The organism is Pseudomonas sp. X4 (genome assembly GCF_040784925.1).
GTDB classification, from domain to species: domain Bacteria; phylum Pseudomonadota; class Gammaproteobacteria; order Pseudomonadales; family Pseudomonadaceae; genus Aquipseudomonas; species Aquipseudomonas putida_Z.
Map to the genome: position 1 here is coordinate 5,697,874 of NZ_CP160798.1, position 20,441 is coordinate 5,718,314.

15 protein-coding genes and 1 pseudogene are annotated in these 20,441 nt (G+C 66.7%); 13 read left to right on the forward strand and 3 right to left on the reverse strand.

Features of this window, described 5'->3' with window-relative positions; genetic code table 11:
- Nucleotides 1-15: 15 nt before the first annotated feature.
- Nucleotides 16-981, reverse strand: a complete 966-nt coding sequence (locus tag ABX298_RS25315; RefSeq protein WP_085616303.1) for an ABC transporter substrate-binding protein — start codon at nt 979-981, stop codon at nt 16-18.
- Between the two features lie 198 nt (nt 982-1,179).
- On the opposite strand from ABX298_RS25315, the gene ABX298_RS25320 reads away from it, so the two are divergent.
- The 13 genes and pseudogenes from ABX298_RS25320 to ABX298_RS25380 all read left to right on the forward strand — a co-directional run bounded on the left by ABX298_RS25320 (nt 1,180) and on the right by ABX298_RS25380 (nt 17,851).
- Entirely contained in the window at nt 1,180-2,070 is an 891-nt protein-coding gene (locus ABX298_RS25320) for a LysR family transcriptional regulator (protein WP_075045447.1), read from the forward strand.
- 167 nt (nt 2,071-2,237) lie between these two features.
- The gene (locus tag ABX298_RS25325; protein ID WP_367393833.1) at nt 2,238-3,371 is read left to right on the forward strand and encodes an acyl-CoA dehydrogenase family protein; all 1,134 of its coding nucleotides are present in this window, start codon (nt 2,238-2,240) and stop codon (nt 3,369-3,371) included.
- On the forward strand, nt 3,368-4,312 hold the full coding sequence (locus tag ABX298_RS25330; protein ID WP_367393834.1) for a D-isomer specific 2-hydroxyacid dehydrogenase family protein: 945 nt from the start codon (nt 3,368-3,370) through the stop codon (nt 4,310-4,312). The genes ABX298_RS25325 and ABX298_RS25330 overlap by 4 nt, the downstream gene beginning before the upstream one ends.
- Nucleotides 4,313-4,329: 17 nt before the next feature.
- Nucleotides 4,330-5,124, forward strand: a complete 795-nt coding sequence (locus ABX298_RS25335) for a class II aldolase/adducin family protein (protein WP_025339460.1) — start codon at nt 4,330-4,332, stop codon at nt 5,122-5,124.
- 155 nt (nt 5,125-5,279) lie between these two features.
- Entirely contained in the window at nt 5,280-6,899 is a 1,620-nt protein-coding gene (locus tag ABX298_RS25340) for an ABC transporter substrate-binding protein (protein ID WP_367393835.1), read from the forward strand.
- Nucleotides 6,896-7,846 carry an ABC transporter permease gene (locus ABX298_RS25345; protein ID WP_075045452.1) on the forward strand — a complete coding sequence of 317 codons (951 nt, stop codon included), beginning with the start codon at nt 6,896-6,898 and terminating at the stop codon, nt 7,844-7,846. The genes ABX298_RS25340 and ABX298_RS25345 overlap by 4 nt, the downstream gene beginning before the upstream one ends.
- A 1-nt stretch (nt 7,847) precedes the next feature.
- Entirely contained in the window at nt 7,848-8,762 is a 915-nt protein-coding gene (locus tag ABX298_RS25350; protein WP_286100027.1) for an ABC transporter permease, read from the forward strand.
- The gene (locus ABX298_RS25355) at nt 8,759-10,378 is read left to right on the forward strand and encodes a dipeptide ABC transporter ATP-binding protein (RefSeq protein WP_367393836.1); all 1,620 of its coding nucleotides are present in this window, start codon (nt 8,759-8,761) and stop codon (nt 10,376-10,378) included. Before ABX298_RS25350 ends, ABX298_RS25355 begins: the two co-directional genes overlap by 4 nt.
- A 72-nt stretch (nt 10,379-10,450) precedes the next feature.
- Nucleotides 10,451-11,785 (forward strand): LLM class flavin-dependent oxidoreductase, encoded by a 1,335-nt coding sequence (locus ABX298_RS25360; RefSeq protein ID WP_075045455.1) that lies wholly within the window; start codon nt 10,451-10,453, stop codon nt 11,783-11,785.
- A gap of 31 nt (nt 11,786-11,816) precedes the next feature.
- On the forward strand, nt 11,817-12,917 hold the full coding sequence (locus ABX298_RS25365; RefSeq protein ID WP_367393837.1) for an LLM class flavin-dependent oxidoreductase: 1,101 nt from the start codon (nt 11,817-11,819) through the stop codon (nt 12,915-12,917).
- Between the two features lie 419 nt (nt 12,918-13,336).
- Nucleotides 13,337-14,899, forward strand: a complete 1,563-nt coding sequence (locus ABX298_RS25370) for an FAD-dependent oxidoreductase (protein WP_075045457.1) — start codon at nt 13,337-13,339, stop codon at nt 14,897-14,899.
- A 19-nt stretch (nt 14,900-14,918) separates the two neighbouring features.
- Nucleotides 14,919-15,413, forward strand: a complete 495-nt coding sequence (locus ABX298_RS25375; protein ID WP_025339468.1) for a RidA family protein — start codon at nt 14,919-14,921, stop codon at nt 15,411-15,413.
- A gap of 34 nt (nt 15,414-15,447) precedes the next feature.
- A pseudogene (locus tag ABX298_RS25380) lies at nt 15,448-17,851 on the forward strand (TonB-dependent receptor plug domain-containing protein).
- Nucleotides 17,852-17,892: 41 nt separating this feature from the next.
- Here the strand turns inward: ABX298_RS25380 and chrA are convergent.
- Nucleotides 17,893-19,263, reverse strand: coding sequence for a chromate efflux transporter (gene chrA, locus ABX298_RS25385; protein ID WP_367393838.1), 1,371 nt, complete (start codon nt 19,261-19,263; stop codon nt 17,893-17,895).
- Entirely contained in the window at nt 19,256-20,197 is a 942-nt protein-coding gene (locus ABX298_RS25390; RefSeq protein ID WP_367393839.1) for a chromate resistance protein ChrB domain-containing protein, read from the reverse strand. Before ABX298_RS25390 ends, chrA begins: the two co-directional genes overlap by 8 nt.
- Nucleotides 20,198-20,441: the final 244 nt, after the last annotated feature.

Below are 20,441 nucleotides of genomic sequence, written 5' to 3' on the forward strand. Positions count from 1 at the left end.
TAGAGGTCTCCGGAGTCAGGGTTGCGCGGCCAGCGTGGCGGCATCGGGCAGGGTAAAGCCGGTGGCGAAGGTCGGTGCCACATCGAGGCGTTCGCTCATCAGGCCGTGGGCGTGGTAGAAATCGGCGGTGTCCTGCTGTTGCGCCACGGTCTGCGGGTCGATCACCTGCCAGCGCAGCTGGCGGCGCTCGAACTGCAAGCGAGCGGCGTCCTCGGGGAAGCCGATGATCGCGGCCAGGGTTTTCGAGTAGCTGTCCAGGTGCTGGTTGGCCCAGACCTGCGCCCCGGCCAGGCGGTTGAGGTAGTCCTGCAACGCCGCGCGTCGCTCGGGTTGATCCAGCGCCTTGTCGGTGGCGGCGAGGAAGCTGTTGCCGCTGGAAAGGCCGCGGCCGTTGACCAGCACCCTGCCCTGCCCGCTCAGCTCGGCCAGCGCGGTGTAGGGTTCCCAGGTCGACCAGGCGTCCACCGAGCCGTTGGCCAGGGCGATCTTGGCGTCCACCGGCCCGAGGAAGCGGAACTCCACGTCCTTCTCGCTCAAGCCGACCTGGTCCAGTGCCTTGAGGGCCAGATGATGGCCGATCGACCCGCGACCAGTGGCGATGCGCTTGCCCTTGAGCTCGGCCGCGCTGTGCAGCTGCGCGTCAGGACGCACCAGCAGCGCCGTGCCATAGGGGTCGGACTTGTCCACGGCAATGGCCTTGACCGGTGCCCCCGAAGCCAGCACGAACAGCAGCGGCGCATCACCGATGATGCCGGCATCGATCGCCCCGGCATTGAGCGCCTCGGCCAGCGGCGCGGCAGCGGGGAACTCGGCCCAGTGGATGTCGTAAGGCAGGTCGCGCAATGCGCCTGCGGCTTCCAGCTGGGCGCGCATGTTGCCCTTCTGGTCGCCGATGCGCAGGGTCAGGCGCTCGGCGGCGCCGGCCTGGCTGGCCAGCAGCAGGGCCGCGGCCAGGGTCAGCAGCTTCGATCGGATGGACATGGCGTTCCTCGGTGTCTGGGCGGGCAGCATCATGCGGCCCGTGCCAGGCGACTCTAGCGAGATCCGTCAAATAAACTAAATTGATTTTAGGAATATCCTAATATGCGTTTTCATCTATCAAAACAGAACCGATGGCATTACCCGCCAGGCAGATTATGCTAATGCCTTATTTTCCATCCGACCCAGTGAGCGCCAATTATGAAAATCGATGATATGGACGCCTTCGTCGCGGTCATCCGCTGCCAATCCACCAACCTCGCCGCCGAGGCCCTGCAACTGACGCAACCGGCGATCACCCGCCGGGTGCAGAACTTCGAGGAAGACCTTGGCGCCACCCTGCTCGACCGCAACACCAAGCCGCTCAAGCCCACCCCCATGGGCTTGCGGGTGTACGAGCAGTGCAAGGCGATCCTGCGCGAGATCGACTCGCTGCGCGAACTGGTGGCCAACGATGGCGCGCCTTCGGGCACCCTGCGCCTGGGTGTGCCGCAAACCCTGGGTGATGTGGTGCTGCTCGATGCCCTGGCGCAGATTCGCGAGGCCTACCCGCAATTGCGCACCCAGGTCAGCAGCGGTTGGGGCAGCAGCCTCATCGCGCGCATGGAAAACGCTGAACTGGACGCCGCCGCCGCGCTGTTCCCACCGGGCAAGATCTTCCCCGAAGGCATCGCCAGCCGTTCGATCGCGCGCATGCCGCTGAAGGTGGTAGCCGCCAAGGGCAGCGTCACCAAGCGTAGCTACAAGCTCAAGGACTGCTACACCCGTGGCTGGGTGCTCAACCCCGATGGCTGTGGTTTCCGCGCCGGCCTGCAGCGGGCGCTGAGCGAACAGGGGCTGAGCCTGTCGATCAACCTGGAAACCTTCGGCACCGAGTTGCAACTGGGCCTGGTCGCCAACGGCCAGGGCCTGGGGCTGGTGCCCGAACCACTGTTGCAGGCCAGCCGCCACCGCGATGCGCTGGATGTGATCAACGTCAGTGATTTCAAGCCGCAGGTAGACCTGTGGCTGTTCCATCCACGTTACCTGGGCAACCTGCAGGAACCGGTCGAGCTTTTCGGCGAGGTGGCTGGGCACAGGCTCCTGGGTTGACCACGCAGGGGCGCCTGGCGCCCCGCCAATAAATGCAATTCATGCATAACAGTAAAAACAATAAATTCTTAAAACAAATAATTAGCATAGAACCAAAAAGACTTTTACAGCGTTCATCCATACGAATACGGTCTTAACAACACACCGTCATTCAGGGATGAAACCCCATGAGTCACCCCTCCGACAGCGCCCTCGCCGAGCTGACGCAGGCCCTCGCGGCCAACGCCGAACGCTACGACCGCAGCGCGCAGTTCCCCCAGGACAATTTCGACCTGCTGCACCGCCACGGCCTGCTCGCCTTCACCGTACCCCGCGCACTCGGTGGCACTGGCGCGGACCTGGCCAGCGCCCGTCGGGTAATCGGCGCGGTCGGCAAGGGCGACCCGGCTACCGCGTTGATCCTGGTTATGCAGTACCTGCAGCACTTTCGCCTGCAGGACGAGGCCCGCTGGCCCGAACACCTGCGCCAGCGCGTGGCCCGCGATGCCGTGCATCAGGGCGCACTGATCAATGCCCTGCGCGTTGAACCCGAACTCGGCACCCCGGCCCGCGGCGGCTTGCCCGCCACCGTGGCGCGGCGCACAGCCGAGGGCTGGCGCCTGAGCGGGCGCAAGATCTACTCCACCGGCAGCCACGGCTTGACCTGGTACCTGGTCTGGGGCCGCAGCGACGACGCCGACCCGCTGGTCGGCGGCTTCCTGGTGCATCGCGACACGCCCGGCATCACCATCATCGATGACTGGGACCACCTGGGCATGCGCGCCACCTGCAGCCATGAAGTGCGCTTCGATGACGTGCTGATCCCCCTCGACCATGCCGTCAGCGTCAGCCCGGCAAGCGCACCGAAGGCCGAGCTCGACGGCGAGAGCCTGCTGTGGATGGCCGTACTGCTGCCGGCGGTGTACGACGGCGTGGCCCGTGCCGCCCGCGACTGGCTGGCGGGTTTTCTCAAGCAGCGTGCCCCCTCCAACCTGGGCGCGCCGCTGGCCAGCCTGCCGCGCTTCCAGGATGTGCTGGGGCGCATCGACACCCTGCTGTTCGCCAACCAGGGCCTGCTTGACGCAGCCACCGCCGGGCAGGTCGCCGCGCAGCATGCCGGGCAGCTCAAGCACCTGGTCAGCGCCAATGCCATCCAGGCCGTGGAGCTGGCCATCGAGGCCGCCGGCAACCCCGGGCTGTCGCGACGCAACCCGCTGGAACGGCACTACCGCGACGTGCTCTGCGGCCGCATCCACACCCCGCAGGACGATGTGGTGTTCGGCCAGGCCGGCCGCGCGGCGCTGGCGGAGGTGCAGGCATGAGCCATTCGATCATCGCCAGCCAGCTCGACGCCCAGGCCAACCAGCACCTGCGCGAACACCTGCCGGACCATGAAGTCATCGATATCGCCCCCGGCCAGCTGGCCCTGCAAGCCCCTGCCGATGTATTCATCCTGCGCCCGATCAACGTGCGCGGGCAGCGCATCGACACCCCGCCGCCGGGCTGGCCCTGGGGCCTGAAGTGGGTGCAGCTGGTGTCCTCGGGCATCGACTTCTACCCCGACTGGGTGTTCCAGGGCACACCGGTCACCAGCGGCAAGGGCGCCAATGCCGAGCAGGTGGCCGAATTCGCCCTGGCCCTGGTGTTCGCCGCCGCCAAGCAACTGCCGGGGCTGTGGGTCAAGGATGCCGACTGGCGCCTGACCCCGCTCGCGCCGTTGCGCGGCCGCACCCTGGGCATTCTCGGTTTTGGCAGTATCGGTCAGAGCCTGGCGCGCAAGGCAGTGGCCCTTGGCATACAGGTGCTGGCCTTGAGCCGCCCCGGCCAGGCGATCGCCGAGGTGCCCGGGGTGGGGCGCGCCGCCGACCTGCAGCAGTTGTTCGCCGGCAGCGACCACCTGGTGCTGGCCGCCCCGCTCACCGCCGCCACCCGTGGCCTGGTCGACCGTCAGGTGCTGGCCCATGCCCGCCCTGGCCTGCACCTGATCAACATCGCCCGCGGTGGCCTGCTCGACCAGCAAGCCCTGCTCGAGGCCCTGGACAGCGGCCTGATCGGCCGCGCCAGCCTGGATGTTACCGACCCCGAGCCACTGCCCGCCGGCCACCCGCTGTATCACCACCCACGGGTGTTCCTGTCGCCGCACACCTCGGCCATTTCCGAGGACGGCTACCCGGCCCTGCTCGAAGCCTTCATCGCCAACTTCCACCGCTACCGCGAGCAGGCGCCCCTGGCCAACCTGGTCGACACCGCGCGCGGCTACTGATTACCGGAGAGCACACCATGAGTTCACTGTCTGCCGTCACTACCAGCACCGACAAGGTGCGCGACCGGGTCAGCGCCGAAGAGTGGGAGGTACGGGTCAAGCTGGCCGCCGCCTACCGCCTGGCCGCCCTGTTCCGCTGGACCGACCACATCTACACGCACTTTTCGGCCCGCGTGCCGGGGCCGGACGAACACTTCCTGATCAACGCCTTCGGCCTGCTGTTCGACGAAATCACCGCCTCCAATCTGGTCAAGGTCGACGTCGACGGCACCATCATCGACGACCCGCTGGGGCTGGGCATCAACCAGGCCGGCTACGTGATCCATAGCGCAATCCACCGCGCCCGCCCCGACCTGAAGGCCGTGCTGCACACCCACACCCGCGACGGCGCAGCGGTATCGGCCCAGCGCGACGGCCTGCTGCCGATCTCCCAGCACGCCTTGGCCTACTACAGCCGGGTGGTTTACCACGACTACGAAGGCGTGGCCCTGGACCTGGACGAACAGCAGCGGCTGGTGGCCAACCTGGGCGACAGCAACATCCTCATCCTGCGCAACCACGGGTTGCTCACCGGGGGGATCAGCGTCGAGCACGCGTTCCGTGAGCTGCATGGGCTGGAGCGGGCCTGCAACATCCAGGTGGCGGCCCAGGCCGGGGGCAATGACCAGCTGCTGCATGCATCGCAGGCGGCGATTGCCAAGGTGCATGAACAGTCGAAGCGGTTTTCCGATGGCAAGGGGGAAGGCATCCAGCGGCATTGGGATGCGTTGATCCGGCAGCTGGACCGCGAGGGCCGCGATTACCAGGACTGACTGGAAGGCAGCTGTCGCCTGTACCGGCCTCTTCGCGGGTAAACCCGCTCCCACAGGGATTTCACCTCCCTTGAGTGGAGCGCCGTACCTGTGGGAGCGGGTTTACCCGCGAAGAGGCCGGCACAGATAACCCCAATTCAATGAAGGACCATCCCATGCCCCCACTGCACCGCCTGTTCGCCATCGGCTCCCTGGCCCTGGCCCTGACCGCCTGCTCCCCAGCCGACAACACCTCGGCCAGCAACACCCTGAGCATCGCCTTCTGGGGCGACAACACCACCCTGGTCAGCGTCGACCCCTTCCAGGTCTACTGGCTGGAGCACCGCGTGCTGCTGCGCAACGTGGCCGAGTCCCTGACCGACCAGGACCCGCAAACCGGCCGCATCATCCCCTGGCTGGCAAAAAGCTGGGAGGTCAGTGCCGATACCCTGAGCTACACCTTCCAGCTGCGCCAGGACGTCACCTTCAGCAACGGCGAACGCTTCGACGCCCACGCCGTGAAAACCGCCTTCGACAGCAACAAGGCCTTCGCCACGCAGCTGCCGGCCACCTTCGGTGCTACCTACCTGGCCGGCTATGACCACGCCGAGGTGCTGGACGACTTCACCGTGCGCCTGGTCCTGGCCAAACCTAACGCCGGTTTCCTGCAAGCCACCTCGACCACCAACCTGGCCATCCTTGCGCCGGCCTCCTACAAGCTGACTGCCCAGGCGCGCTCACTGGGCAACATCATCGGCACCGGCCCGTTCATCCTCGAGCATTACACCCCGGAGGTGGGCGCCCGGCTGGTCAAGCGCGCCGACTACGCCTGGCCATCAGCCAACATGCACAACCAGGGCCCGGCGCACCTGGATGCCGTGGACATCAGCTACATCCCCGAGGAAAGCGTGCGCAACGGCCTGTTCCTGCAGGGCAAGGCCGACATCCTGTGGCCGCGCAACCCGTTCTCGGAAGTCGACCTGAAGCTGTTCCAGTCCAAGGGCGCGACCATCCAGAGCCGCTCGCTGCCGGGCCCGGCGCTCAACCTCTACCCCAACACCCGCAACGACCGCCTGCTGGCCGACCGCCAGGTGCGCCTGGCACTGCAGAAGGCCATCGACCGCACCAGCTACGCGCATACCGTGTACAACGCCGCGTTCCCGGTGGTGAGTGGCGTTTACGACGTCACCACGCCGTACTTCAAGCCCCAGGCCGACAAGCTCGCCTATGACCCCACGGGCGCCGAGCAACTGCTCGAGGCCGCCGGCTGGCACAAGGGCGAGGACGGCTACCGGCACAAGAACGGCCAGCGCCTGACCCTGCGCTACAACCTGACCCCGGCCGAAAGCGCCGGTGACGTGCTGGTGCAGGACCAGCTGCGCAAGGTCGGCATCGACCTCAAGCTCAATGTGCTGACCCGCGCCGAATGGGTGGCCGGGAACGCGTCCGGCAACTACGACCTGACCTCCACCTACATGACCCGCGCCGACCCGATCATCCTGCAGACCATCCTCGACCCGCGGGCAGCAAGCAGCACCACGTTGGCCACCAACACCTACGAACCGCACACCCTGGCCAGGGCCCAGGCGCTGTTCGACAGCGGCATCACCGCCACCGCCGCCCCGCAACGGGCCCAGGCCTACGGCCAGCTGCAGGACCTGCTGGTCGACGAGGCGTCGGCGTTCCCGCTGTACGAGCGCGTCTGGCAAGCCGCCACCGCGCCGCGGGTCAAGGACTTCCGCTGGACTGCAGAAGGCTTCGCGCTGCTCAGTGACATCCAGGTCGGCCAGCCATGAAACGCTACCTGATCGGCCGCATCGGCCAGGCCCTGTTGGTGCTGTGGGGCGCCTACACCATCACCTACTTCATCCTCTACCTGCTGCCGGGCGACACGCTGGCGATCATGCTCAGCGCCTCGGGCATGGAGGCCGATGGCCTGTCACCCGAGGACCTGGCCAAGGCCCGTGCCTACTACGGGCTGGACAAGGGGCTGCTCGAGCAGTACTTCGACCTGCTGTGGCGCGCCCTGCACGGTGACCTCGGGCAGTCGCTGTCGCTGGGCCGGCCGGTCACTGCGCTGCTGGCCGAGCGCCTGCCGCAGACCCTGGCCCTGGCCGGCGCGGCCATCGCCCTGTCGCTGCTGGCCGGGGTCGGCCTGGCCTACCTGACCGCCTACCTGCAATGGCGGCCACTGAAGACCGCCCTGGCACGCCTGCCGTCGCTGGGTTTCTCGGTGCCGGTGTTCTGGATGGGCCTGCTGCTGATCCAGGTATTCGCCTTCGCCCTCGGCTGGTTCCCGGCCACCGGCAGCCAGGGCCTGGCCAGCCTGGTGCTGCCGGCGATCACCTTGGCGATCCCCAGCGCCGCGGTGTACGCCCAGGTGCTGCAGCGCGGCTTTCAGGGCGTGTGGCAGGAACCCTACATCACTACCGCCTTCGCCAAGGGCCTGAGCCGGGCCCAGGTGCAGGCGCGCCATGGCTTGCGCAACGCGGCCTTGCCGCTGTTGACCCTGATCGGCCTGCAGGTCGGCAATACGGTATCCGGCGCGGTGCTGGTGGAAACCATCTTCTCGCGCAACGGCGTCGGCCGCCTGGCCCAGGAGGCCGTGCTGCGCCAGGACATCCCGGTGGTGCTGGCGATCGTCGCGGTATCGGCCACCGCCTTCGTGGTGGTGAACCTGATCGTCGACCTGCTCTACCCGTACCTCGACCCACGCATCACCCACACGGCCAAGGTGAGCTGAGATGACCATCGACCTTTCCCTGTCCCCGATCGACACCCAGCCCACGGGCGAGGTGGCACATCCTGCCAGCGCCTGGAAGCGGCGCACGCACCTGCAGCGCGCCCGGCAGGCCCTGCTCCCGCTACTGCGCCGGCCCGGCTTCAGCCTGGCGCTGTTGATCGTGCTGTTCGCCCTGTTCGCGGCACTGGCCCCGCAGTTGCTGACCAGCTTCGACCCCTACGCCACCTCGCCCGCCGACAAGCTCAGCGCCCCCGGCGTGGTGCACTGGTTCGGCACCGACGAGCTGGGTCGCGACCTGTATACCCGCGTGGTCTATGGCGCGCGCCTGTCGGTGCTGGCCGCATTGCTGGCGGTGGCCATCGCCTTGCTCGGTGGCCTCGGCCTGGGCGTGCTGGCCGGCTTTGCCGGTGGGCGCGTCGACGCGGCGCTGATGCGCCTGATCGATGTGTTGCTGGCACTGCCCGGCCTGCTGCTGGCATTGGCCATCGTCACCGCGATCGGCTTCGGCACGGTGCCTGTGGCAGTCGCCGTGGGCGTCGGCATCATCCCGGGCTTTGCCCGCACCACCCGCGCCGAAGTGCTGCGCATCAAGACCCTGCCCTATGTCGAGGCCGCCCGCCTGGGCGGTGCCAGCTGGGCGCGCACACTGCTGCGCCATGTGCTGCCCAACGCCTGGGGCCCGGTGGCGGTGCTCGCCACCCTGGACTTCGGCGCCGCCATCCTGGCCACCGCCGGGCTGAGCTTCCTCGGCTTCGGCGCGGCGCCGCCGGCGGCGGAATGGGGCACGCTGATCGCCAACGGCCGCCACTTCCTGATCACCGCCCCTTGGGTCTCCCTGCTGCCGGGGCTGTTCGTGGTGGCCGTGGTGTTCAGCCTCAACCACCTGGCGCGCAGCGCCGAGGAGCATGCCCGATGAGCCAGCGCCCCCTGATCGAGGTCCGCGACCTGAGTGTCAGCTACACCTTCGCCGGGCAACCCATCCAGGCCTTGCGCCGGCTATCGTTCAGCCTCGCCCAGGGCGAGACGCTGGCCATCGTCGGCGAGTCCGGCTCGGGCAAGTCGACCCTGGCCAGCGCCCTGCTCGGCCTGCTGCCGGGCAATGCCCGCATCGAGCAGGGCCAGCTGTGGGTCGACGGCGTGGATGTGGCCCGGGCCAGCGAGCGTACCCGGCGCCAGTTGCGCGGGCGCACCATCGGCCTGGTACCGCAGGACCCGATGGTCAGCCTCAACCCGACCCTGCGCATCGGCCGGCAGATTGCCGAGGCCTTGCTGCTGGCTCGCGGCCGACGCTACCCGACGGTGGATTCCGAGGTGCTGGAACTGCTGGCCCAGGTCGGCCTGGACGACCCGGCGCTGCGCGCCCGCCAGTATCCCCATGAACTTTCCGGCGGCATGCGCCAACGGGTGCTGATCGCCATCGCCCTGGCCGGCGAGCCGCGGCTGATCATCGCCGACGAGCCCACCAGCGCGCTGGACGTGACGGTGCAGCGGCGCATCCTCGACCACCTGCAACGGCTGGTGGCCGAGCGCGGCATCGCGCTGCTGATCATCACCCATGACCTGGGCATGGCCTGCGACCGCGCCGACCGCCTGCTGGTCATGAAACAGGGTGAGCTCGTCGAGCAGGCCACGCCCAGGCAGATCCTCTGGGGCGCACGGCAGCCCTACACCCGCGACCTGCTCAACGCCGCGCCGGCCTTCGTGCCACGGCGCAGGCCTGGCGCGCCGAGGGGCCAGGCAGCGCTGCTGCGCCTGAGCAACGTCGGCAAGCACTTCGCGTTGCCCGGGCAGGATGCCCACTTCACCGCCCTGCATGACCTGAACCTTGAGGTGCATGCCGGGCAGACCCTGGCCATCGTCGGCGAGTCGGGCTCAGGCAAGAGCACCGCCCTGCGGATCGCCCTCGGGCTGGAAAAGCCCAGCCACGGGCGGGTGGAGTTCGCTGGCGTGGACGTCAGTGCCTGCAGCTGGCGGCAGTTCCGCCCCCTGCGCCGGCGCATCCAGCTGGTGCAGCAGAACCCGTTCGCCGCGCTGGACCCGCGCTTCACCGTGTTCGACAGCATCGTCGAACCGCTGGTGTCGTTCGGCCTGCTCAAGGGCGAGGCCCTGGAGCGCAGGGCCCGTGAACTGATCACGCGGGTGCACCTGCCGGTGCACTTCCTCGACCGCCTGCCCCGGGAGCTGTCGGGCGGCCAGCGCCAACGCGTGGCGATCGCCCGGGCATTGGCCCTGGAGCCCGAGGTGCTGCTGCTCGACGAACCGGTCAGTGCGCTGGACGTGTCGGTGCAGGCGCAGATCCTCGCCCTGCTGGATGAGCTGCAGCGCGAGCTGGGAATGGCCTACGTGCTGGTCTCCCACGACCTGGCGGTGGTGGCGAGCATGGCCGACCAGGTGCTGGTGCTGCAGCGCGGCCAGGTGGTCGAGCAAGGGCCGGCGGTGCAGGTGTTCGGCCAACCGGCCAGCGCCTATACGCGGGCGCTGATCGAGGCGATACCCGGGCATTCGCGCAGCGTGCTGCCCGTGGCGGTTTGACCGTTTTGCCGTGCGGCACGGGCGTGCCGCGCGGATCAGACATTGAGGCCTATCTGGCAAGAGGTATTGAACATGAGCAAAAGACAGATCCATCTCGGCGCAATGATCCACGGTGTCGGCCACGGCTGGGGCGAATGGCGCCACCCCGAGGCGCTGGCCGACGCCAGCGTCAACTTCGGTTTCTACAAGCAGCAGGCGCAATTGGCCGAGGCGGCCAAGTTCGATTTCGCCTTCATCGCCGACAGCCTGCACATCCATGCCCGTTCCAGCCCCCACTACCTCAACCGCTTCGAGCCGCTGACCATTCTCTCGGCACTGGCGGCGGTCACCACCCATATCGGCCTGGTGGCCACGGTCACGGTCAGCTATACCGAACCGTTCCAGGTCGCCCGCCAGCTCGCCTCGCTGGATTTGATCAGCGGCGGCCGCGCCGGCTGGAACGTGGTCACCTCATGGCTGTCGGGCACCGCCGACAACTTCGGCAAGGACCAGCACCCGCCCCACGCCGTGCGCTACCGCATCGCCCGCGAGCATGTCGAGGTGGTCAAGGGCCTGTGGGACTCATGGGAAGACGACGCCTTCACCCGCGACAAGCAGAGCGGCGAATTCTTCGACCCGGCCAAGTTGCACACCCTGGGCCACAAGGGCGAGTTCTTCAAGGTCAAGGGCCCGCTGAACATCCAGCGCTCGCCCCAGGGCCAGCCGCTGATCTTCCAGGCCGGTGTGTCGGAGGACGGGCGCAACTTCGCCGCGCAGAACGCCGATGCGATCTTCGTCAACCCCGAGTCGTTCAGCGATGCACGCGCCTACTACCAGGATTTGAAGCAACGCGCCGCAAGCCATGGCCGCGACCCGGACCAGCTGTTCATCCTGCCGGGCATCCGCCCCATCGTCGGCCGCGACGAAGCAGAGGTGGAGCGCCGCTACCAGCAGGCCGTCGACCTGGTGAGCATCGAGGACGCCCTGGTCGCCCTCGGCCGCCCGTTCAACGACTATGACTTCAGCCAGCACGAGCTGGATGCACCGTTCCCCGACCTGGGCACCCTCGGCGACAACAGCCACAAGGGCACCGCCGACCAGTTGAAGCAACTGGCCCGCGACGAAAGCCTGAGCCTGCGCCAACTGGCCTTGCGCTTCTCGCGCCCAAGACGCGACTTCACCGGCACCCCCGAGCAGGTCGCCAACGCCTTGCAGGACTGGTTCGAAGACGGCGCTGCCGACGGCTTCATCATCAACTCGCTGCTACCCGATGGCCTGCAGTATTTCACCGAGCTGGTGGTGCCCCTGCTGCAAGCGCGCGGCCTGGTGCGCAGCGAATACAGCGGCAGCACCCTGCGCGACAGCTTTGGCCTGAGCGTTCCGACCAACCGCAACACGCTGCGTCGCGGGCAGATCGCAGCTGCCTGAATCCGCCCCACACGAAAAGGAGTTCCATTGCATGAGCCTAGAATTCATCGGCCTCATCGGCCCCCAGGAAAGCAGCGAATCACAGGCCCCGCGCGGCCCGCTGGTCGACCTTGATTTCATCAAGGCCTTCGCCCAGGCCCAGGAATACGCCGGCTTCGACAAGGCCCTGCTGGCAGTCAACACCAGCGCGCCGGACTCGATGATACTGGCCAGCTACGTAGCCGCGCTGACCGAGCGCATCGGCCTGCTGGTGGCGCACCGCCCCGGGTTCCAGGCGCCAACCTTCGCCGCTCGCCAGTTCGCCACCCTCGACCAGCTCAGCCGCGGCCGCGCCTCGATCAACGTGATCACCGGCGGCGACAGCGGCGACCTGCAGCGCGACGGCGACTTCCTCGACAAGGACGCCCGCTACGCCCGCACCGACGAATACCTGCAGGTACTACGCAACACCTGGACGCAGACCACACCGTTCGACCACCACGGCGAGCATTACCGGGTGGAAGACAACCTGACCCTGGTCAAGCCGGTGGGCAAGCTGCCGGTGTACTTCTCCGGCGCTTCGGACGCGGCGGTGGAGGTCGCGGCGAAACACGCCGATGTGTACATGATGTGGGGGGAGCCACTGGAGCAGGTCCGCGAGCGCATTGCCCAGGTGCGCAAGGCCGCGGCCCGTCACGGGCGGGAGAATCACATCCGCTTCAGCCTGTCGCTGCGGCCGATCCTGGGGGCCACCGAGGAAGAGGCCTGGGCGCGGGCCGAACGCATCCTGGCCGATGCCAGGCAGCGCATCGGCATCCGCCAGGGCAACCGCCGCGAGAAGAATTTCGGCAAGAGCAATGTCGGCTCCGAGCGCCTGGTACAGCTGGCCGGCCAGCGCAAGGTGCACGATACCCGGCTGTGGACCGAAATCGCAGCTTTGGGCGGCGGGGCCGGCAATTCCACCTCACTGGTGGGCACGCCCGAGCAGGTGGCCGAAGCGGCGCTGGCCTACTACGAACTGGGTGTGAGCACCTTCCTGTTCCGTGGCTTCGAGCAATTGCGCGATGCAGTGGAGTACGGGCAGGAGCTGATTCCGCGGATCCGCGCGCTGGTGGCCCAGCGTGAGGCAGGACGCGGTACGCGTTCTGCATAGGCCCTGCCGCCTGTGCAGGCCCTTTCGTTGCCTTGGCAGGGACCTTGTGGGAGATTCCCACTGTCGGACAGATAACTGAGTTCGCAAGCGATCCCCGTACCCTGTGGGAGCGGCTTTAGCCGCGAAGAATCCAACACGGTGCATGGCACCGGCTGCGCCGGTGTTCGCGGCTAAAGCCGCTCCCACAAGGCCCCGCTCAAAAATCAGCATTACGCATTTATACTGATGTGGTTTATCAGTAATAAACATAATTAACATAGAACCAAAAAGCCTTTCACAGCACCGTGAAAGTCCATTAGGTTCTGTAAACCGACCCCAACATGGCGGAGGCAAATGGATTTGTGCCAGCCGCCGTCGGGTCCGTCCCTTCGATCCGCCCGTTGCGCACATCCGAACCCAACCTTCTCGGAGCATGCGACATGGGATTGTCCCGTAGAGACCTGATCACCCGCCTCGCCGCCATTGGCGGCTATTCGGCAGCCCTGGGCGCGCTGGGGCAGAATGCCCTGGCCGCCACCTTCCAACCCCTGCAACTGGCCGCAAGCGGCGGCAACGGCAAGCGCGTGGTGATTGTCGGGGCTGGTATTTCCGGCCTGGTATCCGCCTACGAGCTGCGCAAGGCCGGCTTTTCGGTCACCGTGCTGGAGGCCCGCGAGCGGGTCGGTGGCCGGGTCTGGACCTTGCGCCAGGGCGACCGCGTCGAGCACAACGACGGCAGTTCGCAAACCGTCGAGTTCGACCAGGGCCACTTCTTCAACGCCGGCGCCGCGCGCCTGCCCAGCCATCACCTGACCATCCTCGGCTACTGCCGTGAGCTGGGCGTGGAGCTGCAGGTGCTGGTCAACAGCAGCCGCAACGCCCTGGCCCAACCAGACCTGGCTCGCCCACCGCTGCTGCTGCGCCAGGCAGTCAACGACACCCGCGGGCACTTCAGCGAACTGCTGGCGCGCAGTGTCAGCCGCAACTCCCTCGATGCCGAGCTCGACAGCAGCCAGCGCAAGGCCTTGCTGGACTTCCTCAAGGTCTACGGCGACCTCGACAGCCAGCAGCAGTACCGCGGTTCGGTACGCGCCGGCTACACCCGCTTCGCCGGCGCCGGCGACCAGACCCCGATCCAGCGCCAGCCGGTGCCGCTAGACCAGCTGCTGGACAGCAACCTGCTACTGCCGCTGGTGTTCGACGAAATCCCCGAGTTCTCCTCGACCATGTTCCAGCCGGTCGGTGGCATGGACCAGATTCCCAAGGCGTTCTATCGCCAGGTCAAGGACAGCGTGCGCCTGGGCGCCGAGGTGCTGGGGGTGGATACCGGTGACAACGGTGCCAAGGTGGTCTGGCGCGACCGCAAGAGCGGCCAGCAGCACATCGAACAGGCCGACTACGCCATCGTCACCCTGCCCCTGCCGCTGCTGGCCAAGCTGCCGAACAACTTCGACAAGGCCTTCAGGCAGGCCATCGCCAGCGCCGAAGGCGACAAGGCCAACAAGGTGGCCTGGCAGTCGCCGCGCTTCTGGGAAACCGACTTCCAGATCTATGGCGGGCTCAGCTACATCAACCACGAAGCCCGCACCCTGTGGTACCCCAGCGATCACCTCAACAGCGCCCAGGGTGTGCTGGTCGCCACCTACAACACGGGCGCGGTGGCCCAGCAGTTTGCCGCCAAGCCGCTGCAGGCCCAGGTCGCCTCCTCGCGCCAGGCGGTGGAATCGCTGCACCCGGGCCACAGCCACAAGCTGGCCAGGCCGGTGGTGGTGAACTGGTCGAAGATCCCCTTCAGCGAAGCGCCGTGGATCGTCCATGACGAAGTCGCCCAGCCCGGCTACGACCTGCTCAACCAGCCCCAGGGGCGTACCTGGCTGGCCAGCGACGCCCTGGCCCATGGCGGCGTGGGCATCTGGCAGAACAGTGCCGCCGAGTCCGCCCGCCGGGTGGTCGGCCTGATTGCCAAACACGCCAGCCAGACCACCCGCGGCGTTGCCGCCTGACCTGCAAGGAACCACCCCCATGCCTCGTCTTCTTCTGCTTGCCGGAGTACTCATGTCGCTCACCCTCAACGCCCACGCCGACGGCATCAAGCGCGTCGCGCCACCCGGCTCGAACTTCCCCATCTCGCAGCTGGTCACGGTACCGGCCGGCAGCCAGCTGACCTTCATCAGCGGCACCCTGCCGGACGTGGCCGACCCAAAGGCGCCCAAGGGTAGCGTTGCGGCGCTGGGCAACACCGAAACCCAGGCCCGCTCGGTGCTGAACAAACTGCGCACGGCGCTGCGCAGCCAGGGCCTGGACCTTGGCGACATCGTCCAGTTGCGGGTGTTCCTGGTAGGCGACCCAGCCAACGGCGGCGCCCTCGACTTCGCCGGGCTGCAGGCGGCCTACACCGAGTTCTTCGCCACCGCCGAGCAACCCCGTACACCGACCCGCACCGCCATCCAGGTGGTTGCCCTGCCATTGCCGGGCGCGCTGGTGGAAATCGACGCGATCGCGGCCAAGGCGCCGTAAGTGCGCCAGCCATGCCAGACAAGGAACTGCGTGCATGAAGCCAGCTTTTAAAACTGCCTCTTTTTTCGGCGTGGCCCTGGCCGCCGGGCTGCACAACGCACCCAGCCTGGCCGAGGAACCCGCCGCCCAGGCCCTGGGCACGGTGATCGTCACCGGCAACCGTGGCAGCGAGAAACGCACCGTAACCAGCAGCCCGGTGCCCATCGACGTGATCAGCGCCAAGCAGTTGCAGGAAACCGGCAAGCCCGGCCTGATGGAAGCCCTCAGCGCCAGCGTGCCGTCGCTGACCTTGCCGGAAAAGACCGGCTGGGACGCCAGCGGCATGGCCCGCGCCCCCAACCTGCGCGGGCTCAACGCCGCCCAGGTGCTGGTGCTGGTCAACGGCAAGCGCCGCCATACCAGCGCTACGCTCAACATCAGCGGCATCAACGCCGGCGCTGCCCCCGCCGACCTCGCCCATCAGTGCCATCGACCATGTCGAGGTGCTGCGTGATGGTGCGGCCGCCCAATACGGCTCCGACGCCATCGCCGGGGTGATCAACGTGATCCTCAAGGCCGACGCCAGCGGCACCGCCGTGACCACCGCAGGCCAGGGCTACGACGGCAAGAAGCAGACCGTGCAGCAAAGCCTGAACAAGGGCTTCGAGATCGGCCGCGACGGCATCGTCCAGCTGGCACTGGACGCCCGCAGCCAGAACGACGACAACAAGGCCAGCGCCAATGGCTACAGCCAGGCCGAAGCCCTGGACCGCGCCGGCAAGGTTACCTACGGCGGCTATGGCACGCCGAAGATCAACCTTCTGACCCTGGGCTACAACGCCGAACTGCCGCTGCAGGACGACCTGACGCTCTACTCGTTCAGCACCTGGTCGTACCGCAAGGCCGAGCAGGGCCAGAACTTCCGCCTGCCGACCATCGTCAACACCATCACCACCGGGCCCAACGGGCGCCCCTCGGGCTACACGCCCACCTGGTACATCGAGGAATACGACTACCAGGCGGCGTTTGGCGCCAGGGGCCTGGCCGGCGAATGGGACTGGGACCTGTCCAGTACCTACGGGCGCAACGAGGCCGAACAGGGCACCTGGAACAACCAGAACCCGTCACTGGGCGAGGCCACGCCCAACCATTTCGAATCCGGCACCTGGGTCAGCTCGCAACTGACCAGCAACCTCGACCTGCGCCGCAGCTTCGAGGTTGGGCTGACCAAGCCGCTGGACTTCTCCTGGGGCCTGGAACAGCGCCGCGATACCTACCAGGTGCAGGCTGGCGACTGGGCCAGCTGGGCCGACGGCGGCTACTGCAAGGCGCCCGGCAATTGCGCCGCCTCCGGCGCCCAGGTCACCAACGGCATCTCCCCGGCCGAGGCCGCCAGTGCCAGCCGCAACAGCTACGCCGGTTACCTGGACGTGGGTTTCAACCCGCTGCCGCAGTGGTACTGGGGCGCTGCCCTGCGCTACGAGCACTATGATCGCAACATCGGGGCCACCCGCAGCGGCAAGCTGACCACCCGCTACGAGCTGACCCCCGAACTGGCCGTGCGGGCGACGGTGAGCAACGGCTTCCGCGCGCCGTCCTTGGCCAACAACCTGTTCAGCGCCCGCTCCACCACCTACGGCGTGGTCGACGGCGTGTACCAGTCGATCAACTACGGCGTGCTGCCGGTGGATTCGGCCGCCGCCAAGGCGCTGGGCGCCGAACCACTGAAACCGGAAAAGTCCACCAACTACAGCCTGGGGCTGGCCTGGCAGCCCGGCGAGCGCCTGGCCTTCACTGCCGATGCCTACCTGATCAACGTGCGCGACCGCATCACCCTCACCGGGACCCTGCTCGGCCCCGAGGTCACCCAGGCCCTGCTCGCCAACGGTATCGACTCGACCTCGGGCGGCCAGTACTTCACCAACGGCGCCGATACCCGCACCAAGGGCCTGGACCTGGTGGGCAGCTACGACCAGGACCTGGGTGGTGCCGGGACGGTGAAGTGGACGGCGGCCTTCAACTGGAACGACACCGAGATCCTCGACTACAAGCAGAGCGTGAACATCCTTGGCACGCCCTATGAGCTGATGAATCGCCAGGCGCGCAACCTGCTGACCGAGGTGCAACCGCACACCAAGCTGATCCTTGGCGGCAACTGGCGCCTGGACCGCTACCGGGTCAACCTGGGGCTGACCCGCTACGGATCCTGGCGCGAGGTGAATGCCGCCAACGACCGTTCGCTGGACCGCGAGTACAAGGCGCGCTGGATCACCGACCTGGATGCAGGCTACCAGTTGACCAAGGACCTGGAGGTGGCGATCGGGGCGCGCAACCTGTTCGATATCTACCCCGAGCGCCAGGCACCGAGCAGCAAGACCATGGTCAAGGGATACGGGGTGTACTCGCCCTATGGCTTTACCGGCGGGTATTACTTCGGGCGGGTGACCTACACCTTCTGATTCGTGACAAGCCGGCCGACGATGTCGGCCGGCAACCGGTATCAACCACGCAACATATGGACCGCCACGCCGGCCAAGGCGCAACTGAACAGTACCTGGATCACGCCACGCTTGAAGCGGAACAGGGCCACTGCGGCAGCAATGGCGATCAACGCCGAAGGCCAGTCGAACGCCCCACTGAAACCCTTTGGCCAGAGCACGTGATAGCCGAAGAACATGGCGAGATTCAGGATCACCCCCACGACCGCGGCCGTGATCCCCGTCAGCGGTGCGGTGAACTTCATCTCGTTGTGGGTCGACTCCACCAACGGGCCACCGGCGAGGATGAACAGGAACGACGGCAGGAAGGTGAACCAGGTGACGAGGCTGGCCGCGACTGCACCGGCCAGGAACGGGTTTTGCTCACCGAACATCGGATGCACGTAGCCACCGACGAAGCCGACGAAAGCCACCACCATGATCAATGGTCCTGGCGTGGTTTCTCCCAAGGCAAGGCCATCGATCATCTGAGTGGGTGACAGCCAGCCGTAATGCCCGACGGCGCCCTGATACACATAGGGCAGGACGGCGTAGGCGCCACCGAAGGTCAAAAGTGCGGCCTTGGTGAAGAACCAGCCCATTTGCGTCAGGGTGCCGGCCCAGCCAAACGCCAGTGTCAACAGCCCCATGGGCAAGGTCCACAGTACTGCGCCGATCAGCACCAGACGCAGCAAATGCCCCACCCGAAAACGCGCATGCTCAGGCGTTGGTGTGTCGTCGTCGATCAGGGCCGGGCCGTAGCTGTTCCTGGCAGCCCCATGACCACCACCGATCACGAATTTGCCGGGGGCGAAGCGACCGCCCACATAGCCTGCGATACCGGCAACCAGCACGATCAACGGGAACGGCACATTGAGGGCGAAGATGGCCACGAACGACGCTGCGGCAATGGCCCACAGCCAGCCGTTCTTCAGCGCGCGCGAGCCGATCCGGTGAGCCGCGTGGACGACAATGGCCGTGACTGCAGGCTTGATGCCGTAGAAGACCCCCGCCACCACCGGGACCTCGCCAAAGGCGATGTAGACCCAGGACAGGCCAATCAGGATGAACAGCGAGGGCAATACGAACAATACGCCGGCAATCACCCCACCCCAGGAGCGGTGCATGAGCCAACCGATGTAGGTGGCCAGTTGCTGTGCCTCGGGGCCTGGCAACAACATGCAGTAGTTCAGCGCGTGCAGGAACCGCTTCTCGCTGATCCAGCGCCGGCGCTCGACCAGTTCCTGGTGCATGATCGAGATCTGCCCGGCGGGCCCACCAAAACTGATGAAGCCCAGCTTGAGCCAGAACAGGAATGCTTCGAACAGTCCGACCGGCCGCTGAACCGCTTGCGATGGTGGCTGTTCGCCCACTGCAGAGGTGCTATCAACCATTTTGCGCTTCCTCACTCGCGAAAGCCGTCAGAAGGCCATCGAAGATGCCCCCGGCGACCGTTGTCAGTTGATCGTCATCGCCAATGCTTTGTCTCAAGCCCGCGAGGACACGTTCGATACCTGGTGCTTCCGAGGGCTGGTTGCCTCCCACATCCAGGTAGTGAATGACCGCGGCCAAGCGGGCCAGGCCCGGCTGCTGTAGGGCAAAGCTCTCGATGAGGGTTTCGAAGGACACCCGCTGGCCGACATGGCTGAACCTGGCCCCATCAAAATCGAAGCCCAGCGCATCGCCCGGGCAGTCTTCAGGCCTGTCCAGCCAGATGAATCGAGCGTCGGCATCGATGAAGCGACGAATCAACCAGGCACATGCCAGCCGATCCACCCATGGGCGCTTGCGGGTGGCCCAAAGGCGCCCCTGGTAGTCGTTGCGTTCCAGTCGGGTGATCGCCTCGTCGTGGGCACTCGGCTCATCGGAAGACAGTGCGCGGCCAATCGCTGCTTCGAGCTCTTGCAGCGCCGCATCGGCTTGTGCCTTGGGCACGCCCGGGAAAAAATCGGTCGCCGCCAACTGGCTGAAGGCCTTTCTGAGCTTGCGCACCTGCCGTGCGGTCTGCAGCGCATTCTCTGGCGCCAGCTCGGCCCTGCAGCCTGCAATTTCTTCCATCAGGCTGGCGTACTCGTCGCTCCTGTCGAACAGCTTGCTGAAGCGCTCTTCACGCTCAGGCAGCGACAGGAGAAATGCGGTGCCGTTGATAGCCAGCACGTCACGCTCGACTGCCTCGAAAACTTCCCGACCCGCACATTGTTCGGGCAGCAGGTAAACACCATCCCTCAGCACTGCGGCTCCGGAGGCCTTCAGGCTTCTCCAGGCACGCATGCGCTCGGTGGCATTGGCCGTCGGCAATCCGAGGATCAGTAGCGACCAGTGGATCATGTAGAGTACTCAACACAATATGTTTGTACCTCTACATTAATCTGAAACTGTGCAAAATCAAAAGGCCCGTAGCTTTTGGGGCTGCTGCGCAGCCCATCGCCGGCAAGCCGGGCTCCCACAGGGACCGCGAAAATCTTGAGGTCTGCGCCGTACCTGTGGGAGCCCGGCTTGCCGGCGATGGGCTGCAAAGCGGCCCCAAATCGCTCAACTGACTGGCACTAGGGTAAACCCGCTCTCACAGGGT